The following is a 15,490-nucleotide window of genomic DNA, read 5'->3' on the forward strand; positions in this document are numbered from 1 at the left end:
TCCACCTGGCTTTTACACAATCTTTTTTCTAGAATTATTCGCTAAAACTAAACGTACCCTCTGCCACAAATTGCTCTATCGATTTTCTTGGCGTTGGTTGTTCGCGTTCATGAAAGTCTTCCGGCAATACCGATTTATCGGCTTGCTTGCCCACGGCAATTAAAATCTCTACCTGGTAGCCTTCCGGTACGCCTAGTGCTGCAGGCGCTGCATCACGATTAAATCCACCAATCGCACGTGTACGCCAGCCGGATTGGTAGGCTTGAAAAGCCAGGCTGGCCCAAGCAGCGCCTGCATCCAGAGAGTGGTTTTTTAATGGGGACGGTGCTGTTTCACCCTGGCGTACATGTGTTTTCTTCGAGACCAGTGCAATCAGCACAGCGGCACGGTTGACCCAGCGCTGGTTGTTTTCATTGAGTAATGCGAATAAGCCATCCCAATGCGCAGAACCGTTTTTGGCATAGATAAAACGCCACGGTTGCGAGTTGTTGGCAGAAGGTGCCCACCTTGCCGCTTCAAACAGGCTGCGCAAGGTGGTGTCATCTATCGCTTCGCCGGTATAGGCACGTGGTGACCAGCGGTCTATGAAAATCGGTTCTATGGTGTGGTGCGCGTTTCTATTTGTAGCTTGTGTCATGTCATTCTCTTGATGATTAATGAGGGGTTTGCGAATTAGGGCCACCAGTGGTGTTCAGGTTATTAGTGGTGTTCAGATTGCTAGTAGCGTTGAGACTATTACTCCAGCCGCCGCCTATGGCCCTGATCAATGCAACGCTGGCTTGCAATTGCCTGCCATGGATGGCAATCAGGTTGCGCTGGTTATTGAGGGTGTTGGTCTGCCAGGTAATGACATTGAGGTAATCCAGTGTCCCGGCTTTATAGCGGTTGGTGGATTCCTGCAAGGCATCACTGGAAGCTTTGATAGCAGCTTGCTGGAATCCGGCTTCTTCGGATAGCAGGCTGATGGCCGCCAGTTGATCTTCGACCTCCTGGAAGGCAGTCAGTACTGTTTGCCGGTATTGGGCTACTGTGGCATCGTAGCCAGCAATGGCCGCATTGGTTTGCGCCTTGCGCAGTCCACCATCAAACACATTGAGTGCAATCAGTGGCCCGATTGACCAGATGCGGCTAGGTGTGGAAATCAGGTTACTAAAGGCATTACTCTGGTAGCCCGCCCCTGCAGTCAAATTCAAGGAAGGAAAGTAAGCAGTTTTGGCGATGCCTATCTCCGCATTGGCTGAGGCAACCCGGCGTTCGGCAGCGGCGATATCCGGGCGTCTTTCCAGTAACGCGGCGGGCAGGCTGACAGGCACGGAAGGTGGCGTCAGTTGCGTCTGCATATTAAACGGGCTGGCGGCGATGGAAAGCTCGGCTGGCGCCTTGCCTAGCAGTAAGGCAATCGCATGTTCGCTTTGTGCGCGTTGCAAACGTGTTTCAGCGGCAACGACCTGCGTATTTTTGTGCAAGGCATCGGCCTGGTTGACGTCTGTTTTGGTAGCAACCCCGGCACGATAGCGATTGATGGTGACCTGTTTGGAACGATCAAGTGCCTTGAGTGTGTCATCTATCAGCACCAGTTGCGTATCCAGCACCCTTAACTGGAAGTACTCCTGTGCCAGGCTGGCGATCAGCGATAGTTTGCTGACTTCGATATCGGCTTTGCTCGCCTGCAACAGGGCGTCACCGGATTCAATCTGTTTACGGATGCGCCCCCAGATATCCGGTTCCCAGGATGCGTTCAGGCTCAGGTTATAAGTCTCCAGGATAGGATCGCTGCCTATCCTGATAGCGTTGGTACTGCGTTTGGCGCGCGTGGCGGAACCGTTGGCGGTGACCGTAGGCCACAGTGCCGAGCGGTTGACGGAAGAAGCAGCTGAAGCGCGGCGGAAATTGGCCTCGGCCAATACCAGGTTCTGGTTGGCGGATAATGCCTGCGTGACCAGGCTGTTCAATTGCGCGTCCTGGTAACTTTCCCACCAGGCAGTCCGCAACTGCTCATCGCCAGGCTGACTGGTTTTCCAGCCATTCACTGCATTGGCCTGCTTGAATGTTTCGGGAATGGCGACTGAAGGTTTTTCATACTCAGGCCACAGCGAGCATGCGCTTAGCAGTAAAAAGGGAATCAACCCGATACGTTGTAGTGAATGATGCATATCAAGCCTGCTTTAAATGCGAATAGGTTTTGAGGTTAAAACGACGGATAAAGTAATGCCGCATACGGTCCAGCGCCAGGTACACGGTTGGCGTGGTATACAGCGTCAGCAACTGGCTGAACAACAGCCCGCCGACCACCGATATGCCCAGGGGCTGGCGTATCTCGGCACCATCGCCCGAGCCCAGGGCTAAAGGCAAGGCGCCCAGCATGGCGGCCAGCGTGGTCATCAGGATAGGACGGAAACGTAACAGGCAGGCCTGTCTGATAGATTCATAAGGCGAAAAGCCGGATTCGCGCTCCAGTTGCAAGGCGCAATCAATCATCATGATGGCGTTCTTCATCACGATGCCGGTGAGCAGGATGACGCCTATCAGCGCGATGATAGAGAATTCGGTATCGCACACCATCAGTGCCAGCAAAGCGCCTATGCCTGCCGAAGGCAAGGTGGAAAGTATGGTGAGCGGATGGATAAAGCTCTCATACAGGATACCGAGCACGATATACACCGTCAGCAATCCGGCCAGGATCAGCCAAGGCTGGCTATCTAGCGAAGCCTTGAACATCTTTGCCGCGCCGGAAAAAGTGCCATGGACATTATCAGGTGCGCCTATACGCTGAAAAGCCTGCTCAATAGCGGCGGTGGCCTGTTCCAGGGCATAGCCTTCTGCCACATTGAAAGACAGTGTGGCTGCGACAAACTGCCCCTGGTGATTGACAGCCAATGGCGCACTTTTCAGGTGCCAGCGGCTGATGGAAGACAATGGCACGCGAGTGTTGTTTAGCCCGACCAGGTAAATCTGATCCAGCGCCTGCGGCCCTTTGGTAAATTCAGGCGACAGCGTTAATACCACGTAATACTGGTTAAGCGGTTCGTATATGGTAGAAATCAGGCGCTGGCTAAAGGCATTATTCAGGGTCGCATCCAGCTGTGCTGCGGTAATACCTAATTGTGAAGCCGCCTGGCGATCGACTTCCAGTTGCAGTTGTAATCCCTGGGTCTGGAAATCCGTGTTGACGTCAGTCAGTTCAGGCAGGCGGTTCATCGCACCACGCAACTTGGGCGTGATCTTCTCCAGCGTAGCAATGTCATCTGCCAGCAAGGTGTACTGGAACTGGGCGCCGCCCTGCCTGGCGCCTATGCTGAGCTCCTGTTGCGACATCAACATCAATGACACGCCAGGCACTTTCATTAATTTTGGCCGTAATCGTGCCACTACATCAGCGGCGGTCGCTTCACGTTCATCCGCAGGCCGCAGGCTGGCAAACATGGTGCCGGTATTGGTCTGCCCGCCACCTGCGCCACCGGTATATTCATAATAAGTCTTGATATCCGGATCTTTGCTGACGATGGTCATCAAGCGGTCTATACGTTTGCGTATTTCGGCGAAAGAAAGGCTTTGATCGCCCTGGAAAGAGCCTTGCAACCGCCCCGTATCCTGTTGCGGAAAAAAGCCTTTGGGGATGCTGCGGTACAGATGCACATTCAACAAAATCACACCCAGCAACAATATCAGCATCAGCCAGCCATGCTTTAACGTCCAGCCTAGCGTGCGGCGGTAAACCCTGAAAGGCACATCAGCCAGGGCTGCAAACCAGCCGCGCGATTCATTGCTAGTCTTGGGTGGGTGTGGCTTCAGAAATTTGGCGCATAACATCGGTGTAGTGGTTAATGACACTGCCAGTGAGATGAGCACCGCGACTGATAGCGTTACCGCGAACTCCCTGAACAGGCGCCCCAAGATTCCATCCATAAACAGTAATGGCACAAATACCGCGACCAGTGAGAGGCTCATTGCCAGCACAGTGAAACCGACTTCACGCATGCCCCTGATGGCGGCTTCCACCGGTGTTTCGCCTTTTTCCAAATGCTGTATCGTGTTTTCCACCACCACAATCGCATCGTCCACCACAAAGCTGGCAGAAATAATCAATGCCATCAGGGAAAGGTTATTCAGGCTGTAGCCCAGCAGGTAGATCACTGCCAGCGTACCTAACAGTGACACCGGAATGGCGATGGTCGGAATCAGCGTTGCACGGCCATTACGCAAAAAGATAAACGTCACCAGTATCACCAGGCCAATCGAGATATACAGTGTATGCTGCACTTCGGTAATCGATTTCCTGACCGTGGTGCTGCGGTCAATAATCACATCCAGGTCTATGGAACTTGGAATCAGCGTTTTCAGTTTAGGCAACATGCCATGAATCGCATCAACCGTTTCAATCACATTCGCGCCCGGTTGACTGAGCACCACCAGCATGACGGTTGCTTTGCCATTGGCTGAGCCTGCATTGCGCACTTCCTGCACGGAGTCTTTCACTGTGGCGACATCGGACAACCGGATAGGCGACTGCCCGCGATAGGCCACGATCAGTTGCTGGTAATCGACTGCACGTTTGGCCTGATCGTTGACTTCAATCTGCCATGCTCTGGTATTAGATTGGATCTGGCCTTTGGGCCGGTTCTGGTTAGAAGCGGCGATGGCTGTGCGCAATAGTTCCAGGCTGACGCCATACTGGTTCAAAACATTCGGGTTCACTTCTACCCGCACCGAACGCAAGGCACTGCCATTGATACTGACTTGCCCTACCCCTTTCACCTGCGAGATTTTCTGGCCAAGAATGGAAAACGCATAGTCATATAACTGTTCTTTGGTGTGCGTAGGTGAGGTCAGTGAAATGGCCAGGATAGGCGCCGCTGAGGCATTGATGCGTCTGTAGCTGGGGTTGGAGGGAATATTGCGGGGTAACAAGGCACGTGCGGCATTAATCGCCGCCTGCACATCCCTGGCAGCGCCATCGATATTGCGGTCCAGTTCAAATTGCAGATTGATACGGGTAGCGCCCTGGGTATTGGTCGAGGTCATTTCCTCTATGCCCGCAATCCGGCCAAAAGCACGTTCCAGCGGCGTGGCGACGGTGGCAGCCATGGTCTCCGGGCTGGCACCCGGTAAATTGGCGGAGACGTTAATGGTGGGATAGTCCACTTGCGGCAAGGCAGCGCGTGGCAAGGCATTAAAAGCCAGCACACCGGGCAAGGCAATCGCCAGCGTCAATAAAGACGTAGCTACCGGACGCTGGATAAACATCGTCAGGAAACTCATGACTTTTCCAGTGGGGTAGCAGATCTAAGAGGCGCAGGCGGATTGCGTTTAAAGCGGCGCGACAGGCGATCAAAACTCAGGTAAATCACCGGCGTGGTGTACAGCGTTAATACCTGGCTGAACAACAAGCCACCTACCATGACGATGCCTAAGGGCTGGCGCAATTCTGAGCCGGTGCCCTGGCTGAACATCAATGGCAAGGCACTTAGCAAGGCGGCAAACGTCGTCATCAGGATAGGCCGGAAGCGCAACAAGGCTGCCTGGTAAATTGCCTGCGGTGCCTGGTTGCTGTGCAGCCGCTCGGCATCAAGCGCAAAATCGATCATCATGATGGCATTTTTCTGCACGATGCCGATCAGCAATACAATACCGATAATGGCAATAATGGTCAGTGAATGACCGCTGATAAACAGGGCGAGCAAAGCGCCGACGCTGGCCGAAGGTAAAGTGGAAAGAATGGTGAGCGGATGCACATAGCTTTCATACAGCACGCCCAGTACGATATACATGGTGATGATCGCCGCGATGACCAGCAGCAATTCGTTATCCAGCGCCGCCCTGAAAGCCAGTGCCGCGCCCTGGAAGCCTAGCTGCACGGTGGATGGCAGGCCAAGTTTAGCTGTGGCTGATTCAATGGCAGTCACAGCTTCACCCAACGACACACCGCTGGCGACGTTGAAGTACACCACTGCCGCCGGAAACTGGTCTTGCCGGTGCACCACCAGGCTGCCCGAACCTTCACTGAGACGTGCAATCACTGACAGCGGAATGGATTCACCTGCTGCACTGGTGACGTACAGTTGTTCCAGCGCATGCAGCCCGGCATCAGGATTGGTATTGGCTTCCAGAACCACACGATACTGGTTGGTCTGGGTGAAAATAGTGGAAATAAATCGCTGGCCATAGGCGCTGTACAACACGTCATCAATCGCTGCCATACTGATACCTAGCCGGCTGGCTGCATCGCGGTCTACTTCGACATATGCCTTCAGGCCGGAAGTCTTGTCACTACTGGAGACATCGCTGAGTGCCGGTAATTTTTCCAGCGCATCTACCAGTTTGGGGATACTTTGATGCAAAGCTTCGGCATCCAGGCTGACGGCTGTGAGCTGGTAACTGGTGGGACCAGTACGGGTTTCCACTGTCAAATCCTGCACAGGTTGCATGCTGATACTAAAGCCCTGATCGTCAGGCACCTGTTGCTGTATACGCTCTATGATCTCTGGGACGCGGGCCGTGCGCTGCGCTATAGGTTTAAGTGCAATCAGCAGACGGCTTTCATTCAGCGTTTTGTTGATGCCATCAACGCCGACCACAGAAGACACATTCGCCACATCCGGATCCTGCAAAATACTTTCTACCATCGCATGGTGTTTTTCCGACACCTGCCTGAATGACCAGCTTTGTGGCGCTTCAATCACCGCCTGTATCAGCCCGTTATCCTGTGTCGGAAAAAACCCTTTCGGGATCCACCACACCAGCAGGAAAGTCAGCAACACCGTGATCAGCGTGACCGCCAATGCCAGTGGCTGATGCGCCAGTACCCAGTTCAAGGAGCGGCCATAAGCGTTGGTGAGCGCGTTAAAACGTTGTTCTACCCATTGCTGCCAGCCTCTGGTGCGACCAGGATCCACCGGTTTTAACAGACGTGCACTCAGCATCGGCGTCAACGTCAGCGACACAATGCCCGAGATCAGGATGGCAATCGCCAGGGTGCTGGCAAACTCCCTGAACAGCCGCCCGACGACATCCTGCATAAACAGCAGCGGGATCAGCACGGCAATCAGGGAAAAAGTCAGTGAGATAATGGTAAAGCCGATTTCACGCGAACCATCCAGCGCTGCCTGCATGGGGCTGGCGCCTTCTTCGATATGGCGTGAAATGTTTTCGATCATCACGATCGCATCATCGACCACAAAGCCGGTCGCAATCGTTAGCGCCATCAGTGTCAGGTTATTGACGCTGAATCCGGCGAAGTACATCACGCTAAAGGTGCCCAGCAGCGATAAAGGCACGGCAAGGCTGGGGATCAACGTACCGGACAGCGTGCGCAGGAAAAGGAAAATCACCATGATCACCAGGCCAATGGCCAGCATCAGTTCAAACTGCACATCGTGGATGGCACTGCGGATGCTGGTGGTTCTATCCGAAATCACATCGATCTGGATATCGGAAGCGATGGTGGCTTTTAACTCCGGCAGCAGTGACTGTATCCTGTCAACGACATCGATGACATTGGCGCCAGGCTGGCGCTGGATACTGAGCAGGATGACGGGACGTTGATTGACCCAGGCACCCAGATATGGGTTTTCGACATCGTCAGTCACCTCAGCCACATCGCTTAATCTCACCGGCGTACCATTGCGGATGGCAATGATCTGAGTACGGTATTCGCTGGCTTTTTTCAGCTGGCTATTGGCATCCAGCGCAATTGACAGGAAAGTGCCATCGATATTGCCTTTGGCCTGATTGGAGTTAGAGGCGGCGATGGCAAGACGTAACGCTTCAAAGCTGATGCCATAAGCAGCCAGTGCCTGGGGATAGGCCCGCACACGCACTGCCGGACGATTACCCCCACCCACGCTGACCAGTCCTACCCCGCTGACTTGCGAGATTTTTTGTACCAGCCGTGTTTCAACCAGATCCTGCAAATCGGGTAGAGACAATGTCTCATCGCTTACCGCCAGTGTCAGCACGGCCGCATCGGCCGGATTCACTTTATTAAATACCGGCGGCGCTGGTAAGTCTGTAGGCAGGTAATTGTCGGCGGCATTGATCGAGGCCTGCACATATTGCTCGGCCTCATCCAGGCTCAGATGCAGGGCGAACTGCAAGGTGATCACCGAAGCACCGGCCGAGCTGGAAGAAAACATCTGGCTGAGACCGGTCATGGAGCCGAACTGACGTTCCAATGGTGCAGTGACAGCGGTCGCCATCACGTCCGGGCTGGCTCCGGGGTACATGGTGACGACCTGTATGGTCGGGTAATCGACTTGCGGCAGCGCCGATTGGGGTAACAAGCGATACGCCATCAGGCCGGACAGCAAAATGGCGAGCATCAACAGCAGGGTCGCTACCGGACGCTCAATAAATATTCGGGAGGGATTCATGATTTATCCCGGGTTACGAATGCCGTGCGCTGGATTCACCGCTTTTGGAGTGCTCGTGCTTGCCTTTGCCCTTGCCAGCACCAGCGACGATCACTTTGGCACCATCGCGCAATTTATCCAGGCCACTGACCACCACACGGTCTCCGGCATTGACGCCTTTAAGCACTGCGACGCTATCGCCGTCGGCTGGCCCTGTGGTGACTGGCTGCACATGCAGCTTATCCTGCGTGTCTACCAGGTAGACAAAATGCCCCTGGCTACCATGCTGGATCGCCACTTGCGGTAATACATTCACCTGTTGCAGCGTATTCAGCAATATTTTGATATTGACAAACTGGTTGGGGAACAAGGCGCTATCGCCATTCGCAAATTGCGCTTTCAACTTGATGGTGCCGGTAGCCGGGTCTATCTGGTTATCCAGCGTCAGCAATTTACCTTGCGCCAGCACGCGTGTATTGCCTTTATCCAGCGCCTGCACGGGCAAGCCTTTGCTGGACTGTTGGTCGAGCAAACGACTGATTTCCTGCGCCATGTTTTCCGGCAAGGTAAAGGTCACTGCAATCGGCGATATCTGGTTAATCACGGCCAGGGTATCTGCGGTCGTGATATTGTTACCGGCATCAATCTGCCTGAGGCCTATCCTGCCACTGACGGGCGCAACAATCCTGGTATACGCCACTTGCAACTGCGCATTTTCTACCGCACCGCTGTCTGACAGCACCGTTCCTTTATATTGCTGCACCAGTGAGGCCTGCGCATCCACCTGCTGGCCGGCAATGGAATCCTGTTTTAACAGCGTCTGGTAGCGGTCCAGGTCAGCCACTGCATTAGCCAGCAAGGCTTTGTCTTTGATATGTTGCCCCTGGATCTGTGACAGTTGCGCTTCAAATGGCCTGGCATCTATCCTGGCCAACACATCGCCGGCCTTGACCAACTGCCCTTCCCTGAAATTGATCGCTGTCAGCTGGCCGTTGACCCGGCTTTTCACAGCCACAGTGGCGAAAGACGTGACTGTGCCCAGGGCCTGGTGATAGACATGGATGGTGCCTGGCTTAACCTGTTCCACCGATACGAATAAAGGCTTGCCGCCTTTTTTGCCGGGACCTTTATCGCCAGTGCTTTTATCATCAGGATTTTTATTCCCAGAATTTTTATCTTCAGGGCCTTTACCTTGGCCAGCTTCTGCTGGTACAGCATCACCCTTTTGAGGATGGTTACTGCGTAATTCGCTCCAGCCTTTGCCTATCCCGGCAAACAGAAGCACCCCAGCCAGCACGATAACTATTTTTTTCTGCAATTGCATCTGCATCACACTTAATTAGATTTAGAATTTTTATGGTCAGGTTGGCTATCCCACCAATACGTCAGTGCCCATTCCTGCGCGCCGTAGTATTTGGGCAGCACCTGCGGGCGCTGTAAACGCTGGTGATGAATAATGTAATGCTTGGTCAGGTAGCGCCACGGGATCACGTAATGACCATGCACCAAAACACGGTCCAGCGCATGTGCCGCCAGTTCCAGTTCCTGCTGGCTGTCCGCATTCAGTAATTTCTGTATCAGCGCATCGATCACCGGCGACTTGGTCCCGATAAAATTCTCCGAGCCAGGTTTATCTGCATCCTTGCTATTGAAACTGCGCCATAACTCGGCACCCGGCATGCGGCCTTCACGCAGGGCAATGGTTGTATAGTCGTAATCAAAGGTTTTCAACTGGCTACGTGCCGTAGCCGCATCCGAGACACGCTTGACCACCACAATGCCAAGCTTGCTCATATTCAGGTAGATTGGGTCCATATACGGGTTCTGGCCGCGTGCGGTGGTCACCTCAATTACAAAAGGCTCGCCCTTGGCATTGCGCAACACGCCATCCCGGTTGTGCCAGCCTGCTTGTGCAAATAATGCCAGTGCCTTGGTCAGGCTATTGCGGATACTGCCGGGTGATTTGGTATTCGGCTGTTCAAACATGGGGCCGAACACTTCGGGCGGCAATTGCTGGCGGTAAGGTTCCAGGATTTCCAGTTCTTCCGGACTGGGCAAGCCTTTTGCCGCCAGCGGACTATAGGCAAAATAGCTGTTGACGCGGTTAAACTCGTTATCGAAGATCTTCTGGTTCATAAACTCGAAGTCCATGGCGTAGTTCAGGGCCAGGCGTACGCGTGGATCCTGAAATTTTTCACGGCGCAAGTTCACGATCCAGCCATTCATGGCGACCGGATTCTGGTGCGGGACCAGTTCCTTGATCAGCTCGCCTTCATCAAAGCGCTTGCCGATGTACTGGCAGCACCAGTAACGCATCTTGTTTTCACTGAGGAAATCGAAATCACCGGCGCGTAACGCAGCGACCATGGTGTCGGTATCTTTATAAATACGGTACACCACGCGCTCAAAGTTGTAACTGCCGACGCGTGAAGGGACTTTTGCGCCCCAGTATTGCGGGTTTCTACGGTAAGTCACCGCCTGACCGCTGACCGCGCGGTCTATCAGGTAAGGGCCGGAAGTCACCGGCACTTCGAGGCCGATTTTATTAAACGGCACACGCGTGCCATCCGCTTTTAATCCCCACTTCGGCGAAAATATCGGCAAGCTACCCGCAACGAATGACAAGTCACGGCCTTTGCGCTTGAATTCAAAATGTACAGTCTGCGCATCGATGACCGTCAGTGATTTAATCTCGGAAAAATAGGCTTTAAAGCGCGGATTGCCTTCTTTATTGGTCAGCGTATCAAATGAATACTTGACCTCTTTGGCGGTGACCGGATCACCATTGGAGAACCTGGCCAAAGGATTGATATGAAAGGTCACGGCACTAAAGTCAGGTGCCAGCTTGATATCATCGGCCAGCAAGCCATACTGGGTGTTGATCTCGTCCAGGCTATATACCGTCAGTGTTTCAAACATCTGCTCGATCAGGCCGGGCGCGGGTTTGCCTTTCAGGCTGAAAGGATTGAATTTATCAAAACCGCTGTTCTGGCTGATGATGGCAAAACGGATCTGGCCACCTTTGGGCGCGGCCGGGTTCACATATTCAAAATGGGTGAAATCCGCCGGGTATTTAGGCTCGCCGAACTGGGCAACCGCATGTGCTGCCAGCGCGCTTTGCCATGGCCATAAGATACCTGACACAAACGATAAAATGATCAGGAGCAGCCATGAATAACCAGGTCGGGAAGCGTCGGGTTTATTTTTATAACGATGAGTCATGAGAGTTCACTAAAGAGAAGCCTGTACCAGAGCTTGTGTGTAAGGGTGAATGGGTTGCTGGATCACTTGTTCGGTATCGCCGGACTCAATGATTTCGCCGTCTTTCAACACATAGACGCGATGCGCCAGTGCCTGGATCACGGTCAAATCGTGGCTGATCAGCAAGTAACTGAGACCGAATTTCTTCTGTAGCGACACCAGCAATTCCAGTACCTGTTTCTGGATAGACACATCCAGCGCAGAAGTAGGCTCATCCAGGATCACGACCTTGGGTGAAAGCACAAAAGCACGCGCGATGGCGATTCTCTGCCGCTGGCCACCGGAAAACTCATGCGGATAAGAATCCAGCACATTCGCGCTTAAGCCGACTTCAGACAATATCTGCACGATGCGCTCGTAGCGTTGTTCTGCGGTCAAATCCGGGAAGTGCAGTTCCAGCCCTTCACCGACAATCTGGCGCACCGTTTGCCGTGGGGACAAAGAGCCGAACGGGTCCTGAAACACCACTTGCAGCCTTGCACGTAGTTCCCGTTGCAGCCGTTTGCTCAGGCTGTAGACCGGCGCACCCTCTACTTCAATCGCGCCAGACTTGACCTTGATCAGGTTAAGCACCGCTTGCGCCAGAGTCGATTTGCCTGAACCGGATTCACCAACGATGCCTACCGTCTCACCTTCACGCAGCACGAGATCCGCGCCATGCAGCGCAGTGAATGCATGTGATTCGAACAAGCCGCGCCAGCCTTTCCTTGGCAGCGGATATTCCACGCGCAACCGCTTGGCTTCAAGCAGGGTCTTGGCGTCGCTAGCCACAGGCAACACATTCCTGACCGGGATGCTGTTGATCAGTTTAATGGTGTAAGGGTGTTGTGGTTGCTCGAACAGCGTCTGCGTATCGCCGGTTTCTACCAGTTTGCCACGCTCCATCACCGCCACGCGGTGGGCAAATTTGCGCACCAGGTTGAGGTCATGCGTGATCAGCAAGATCGCCATGCCTTGCGCGCCATTTTGACGCACTTCTTCTTCCTGGATATCAATCAGCAACTTGACGATACGCGCGCGAATCGTCAGGTCAAGCGCAGTGGTAGGCTCATCGGCAATCAGCAGTTTTGGTTTGCAGGACAAGGCCATGGCAATCATGGCGCGCTGGCGCTGACCGCCCGACAACTGGTGCGGAAAGCTATTGATATTCTTTTCCGGCTGGCGGATACCGGTGCGCGTGAGCAATTCGAGTGTTTTCGCCTTGGCGTCAGTACGCGACAACGCCTGATGCGCAATCAGGGTCTCGATAATTTGTTCACCGATGGTAAACAGCGGGTTCAGCGCCGTCATCGGCTCCTGGAAGATCATGGCGATATCGGCGCCGCGCACGCGCTGGATTTCCTGCGCAGATTTTTGCAGCAAATCCTCACCGTTGAAGATGATTTTTCCGCTCAGTCTGGCCGCTTCTACCAGTTTTAGAATGGATAAAGCAGTCACCGTTTTGCCAGAGCCGGACTCACCCACCAGTGCCAGCCGTTCGCCGCTCTGGATCGTCAGGTTGAGCTGTTCAACCACCGTTTTATTTTCAAAACTGGCTGAGAAATTTTCTATCGATAATAATGGCTGAGTCATTACAGTGCCCCGCCTTGTCTTGCATCAGAGATCCTGGTATCCAGCGCGTTACGTAGCGCTTCCCCGGTAAACGTCAGCAGCAGCAAGGTCAACACCAGTACGCTGAATGCGGATACTGCTATCCACCACGCATCCAGGTTCTCCTTACCCTGTAACAGTAACTGCCCCAGGCTAGGCGCGGGTGCGGTCACGCCCAGGCCAAGAAAATCCAGGCTGGCCAGTGCCATGATGGCAGCACTCATGCGGAAAGGTAAAAAGGTAATCACCGGTGTCAGGCTGTTAGGCAGAATATGCCGCCAGATGATCTGGAAATTGGATAACCCTAGTGCCCTGGCTGATTTCACATACTCCAGCTGGCGGTTGCGCAAGAACTCAGCGCGCACATAATCCGACAAAGTGATCCAGCCAAACAGCGCCAATAGGCCGAATAACAGCAACAGGCTGTGATCAAAAATAGAGGCGAAAATGATCAGCAGGTACAGTTCGGGCATGGAACCCCAGATATCAATCAGGCGCTGGGTGATCAGGTCGACCTTGCCGGCAAAGTACCCTTGTATTGCCCCAAAAAAAATACCTAATATGACACCTACCGCTGTGAGCCCCAGTGCAAAGGTCACCGATACCCTGAAGCCATAAATCAGGCGTGCGAGGATGTCATACCCGGCGATATCAGTACCCAGCACATTCTCATCATCCGGGCGCCCCGGATAATGCTCGGCTTTGGAAAAGTAGTTCAAGGTATCGTAGTAATAAGGGTTAGGCGGATACAAGGCAAAATTGCCGGATTTGGCTAACTGCGCCTTGATAAACGGGTCATGGTAATCAGCCTTGATCGGTAAATTACCGCCAAATACCGACTCCGGATAATCACTGAGCAAGGGGAAATACCATTGCTTCTCAAAACGTACGATCAGCGGTTTGTCATTAGAAATGACTTCTCCCGCCAGGCTGATGACATACAGCACCACAAACAGGATAAGACTCCAGTAACCCAGGCGGTTACGCTTGAAACGCTGCCAGTTACGGCGCGCAGGAGAAAGATGGGGAATAACTTGACTCACTTATGACTCCAAAATTAAGAATCTTGACCATCAAACTTGATTCGGGGGTCTACCAGCACATAGGCAAAATCGCCCAGCAACTTGATCAGTAACCCGATTAAGGTAAACAGGTACAGCGTGCCCAGCACCACCGGGTAATCACGGCTATTAATGGATTCATAGGAAAGCAGACCCAGGCCGTCGAGGGAGAACAAAGTCTCTATCAGCAGGCTACCGGTAAAGAACGCGGTGATAAATGTGGCCGGAAAGCCGGTGATCAACGGCAACAAGGCATTCCTGAACACATGCTTCCATAGTACCTGGCGCTCAGACAACCCTTTGGCGCGGGCGGTCAGCACATATTGACGACGGATTTCCTCGAGAAAAGTATTCTTGGTAAGCAGTGTTTTAAATGCAAAGGTACTCACAACGGAGGCTGTCACCGGCAATGTGATATGCCATAAATAATCGGTGATCTTGCCAAAGGTGCTCAACTCCGCCCAGTTATCTGAAGTCAATCCACGCAGCGGAAACACATCCCAGAATGACCCCCCCCCAAACAGCACAATCAGCAACACCCCCAATACAAAACCGGGAATCGCATAGCCGATCAACACCACCAGGCTGGTGACAAAATCAAATGTCGTCCCTGCCCTCACCGCCTTGGCCACGCCCAAGGGCACGGCAATCAGGTAAGTCAGGGTGAATGTCCAGAAGCCCAGCGCAATCGAAACGCCCAACTTGTCTTTAATCAGCTCCAGCACGCTCTGGTTGCGGAAATAACTTTCACCCAGATCAAATTGTGCATACCGTGTGATCATCTGCCAGTAGCGCTCCAGCACCGGCTTATCGAAACCATATAACTCAGTTAATTGCTCTACCTGCTGCGTATCTATGCCCTGTCTGCCGCTGTAGCTCCAGCCGCCTGAACCTGAAGAACCATCAGTCCCTGACCGGCCATCCTGCGAATCCAGTTGCGCAATGGCACTATCTACCGGGCCACCGGGCACAAACTGTGTCACGAGGAAAGTGAGGGTCATCACCCCGACCAGGGTGGGAATCATAATCAGGAGGCGCTTTAATAAGTAATGCCACATATTGTTTTATTTTTCAGGTTGTTGGATGCTGGCATGCCGCTACACCAGGGTTGACTGCCTGGCGTAGTACTGCAGATTCCGTACCAACTGTTTAAAAGCGCGGTTTTTTTAAGAGAAATGCTATTTAAGTGATTAATATCAATTACTTAATAAAATCAGCGCATGATTTACT

9 protein-coding genes are annotated in these 15,490 nt (G+C 53.2%); all 9 read right to left on the reverse strand.

From position 1 onward, the window contains the following. Positions 1 to 34: 34 nt before the first annotated feature. The 9 genes from ACFQ2T_RS02830 to ACFQ2T_RS02870 are packed head-to-tail and all read right to left on the reverse strand — an operon-like array spanning position 35 to position 15,318. Positions 35 to 637, reverse strand: a complete 603-nt coding sequence (locus ACFQ2T_RS02830) for a nitroreductase family protein (protein ID WP_379030207.1) — start codon at positions 635 to 637, stop codon at positions 35 to 37. Between the two features lie 16 nt (positions 638 to 653). Continuing rightward, positions 654 to 2,153, reverse strand: coding sequence for an efflux transporter outer membrane subunit (locus ACFQ2T_RS02835; protein ID WP_379030210.1), 1,500 nt, complete (start codon positions 2,151 to 2,153; stop codon positions 654 to 656). Between the two features lies 1 nt (position 2,154). After that, complete coding sequence (locus ACFQ2T_RS02840; RefSeq protein ID WP_379030212.1) at positions 2,155 to 5,259, reverse strand: efflux RND transporter permease subunit; 3,105 nt, start codon at positions 5,257 to 5,259, stop codon at positions 2,155 to 2,157. Then, positions 5,256 to 8,369 carry an efflux RND transporter permease subunit gene (locus ACFQ2T_RS02845; protein ID WP_379030215.1) on the reverse strand — a complete coding sequence of 1,038 codons (3,114 nt, stop codon included), beginning with the start codon at positions 8,367 to 8,369 and terminating at the stop codon, positions 5,256 to 5,258. Before ACFQ2T_RS02845 ends, ACFQ2T_RS02840 begins: the two co-directional genes overlap by 4 nt. 13 nt (positions 8,370 to 8,382) lie before the next feature. Continuing rightward, positions 8,383 to 9,666 (reverse strand): efflux RND transporter periplasmic adaptor subunit, encoded by a 1,284-nt coding sequence (locus tag ACFQ2T_RS02850; RefSeq protein ID WP_379030217.1) that lies wholly within the window; start codon positions 9,664 to 9,666, stop codon positions 8,383 to 8,385. Positions 9,667 to 9,683: 17 nt separating this feature from the next. Then, a complete protein-coding gene (locus ACFQ2T_RS02855) occupies positions 9,684 to 11,570 on the reverse strand; it encodes an extracellular solute-binding protein (RefSeq protein ID WP_379030219.1) in 1,887 nt (628 codons plus the stop codon). A gap of 9 nt (positions 11,571 to 11,579) precedes the next feature. Next, the gene (locus ACFQ2T_RS02860) at positions 11,580 to 13,181 is read right to left on the reverse strand and encodes an ABC transporter ATP-binding protein (RefSeq protein ID WP_379030221.1); all 1,602 of its coding nucleotides are present in this window, start codon (positions 13,179 to 13,181) and stop codon (positions 11,580 to 11,582) included. After that, positions 13,181 to 14,242: an ABC transporter permease gene (locus tag ACFQ2T_RS02865; RefSeq protein WP_379030224.1), complete on the reverse strand. Its 1,062-nt coding sequence runs from the start codon at positions 14,240 to 14,242 to the stop codon at positions 13,181 to 13,183. The genes ACFQ2T_RS02860 and ACFQ2T_RS02865 overlap by 1 nt, the downstream gene beginning before the upstream one ends. Positions 14,243 to 14,256: 14 nt before the next feature. Then, the gene (locus tag ACFQ2T_RS02870; RefSeq protein ID WP_379030227.1) at positions 14,257 to 15,318 is read right to left on the reverse strand and encodes a microcin C ABC transporter permease YejB; all 1,062 of its coding nucleotides are present in this window, start codon (positions 15,316 to 15,318) and stop codon (positions 14,257 to 14,259) included. Between the last annotated feature and the right edge of the window lie 172 nt (positions 15,319 to 15,490).

The organism is Methylophilus flavus, from assembly GCF_042678905.1.
Classification (GTDB): domain Bacteria; phylum Pseudomonadota; class Gammaproteobacteria; order Burkholderiales; family Methylophilaceae; genus Methylophilus; species Methylophilus flavus.

Bases quoted from the DNA above. Each gene is read 5' to 3' on its own strand.
- ACFQ2T_RS02840 (WP_379030212.1), bottom strand. From the start codon at position 5,259: ATGAGTTTCCTGACGATGTTTATCCAGCGTCCGGTAGCTACGTCTTTA.
- ACFQ2T_RS02860 (WP_379030221.1), bottom strand. From the start codon at position 13,181: ATGACTCAGCCATTATTATCGATAGAAAATTTCTCAGCCAGTTTTGAA.
- ACFQ2T_RS02835 (WP_379030210.1), bottom strand. From the start codon at position 2,153: ATGCATCATTCACTACAACGTATCGGGTTGATTCCCTTTTTACTGCTA.
- ACFQ2T_RS02870 (WP_379030227.1), bottom strand. From the start codon at position 15,318: ATGTGGCATTACTTATTAAAGCGCCTCCTGATTATGATTCCCACCCTG.
- ACFQ2T_RS02845 (WP_379030215.1), bottom strand. From the start codon at position 8,369: ATGAATCCCTCCCGAATATTTATTGAGCGTCCGGTAGCGACCCTGCTG.
- ACFQ2T_RS02855 (WP_379030219.1), bottom strand. From the start codon at position 11,570: ATGACTCATCGTTATAAAAATAAACCCGACGCTTCCCGACCTGGTTAT.
- ACFQ2T_RS02830 (WP_379030207.1), bottom strand. From the start codon at position 637: ATGACACAAGCTACAAATAGAAACGCGCACCACACCATAGAACCGATT.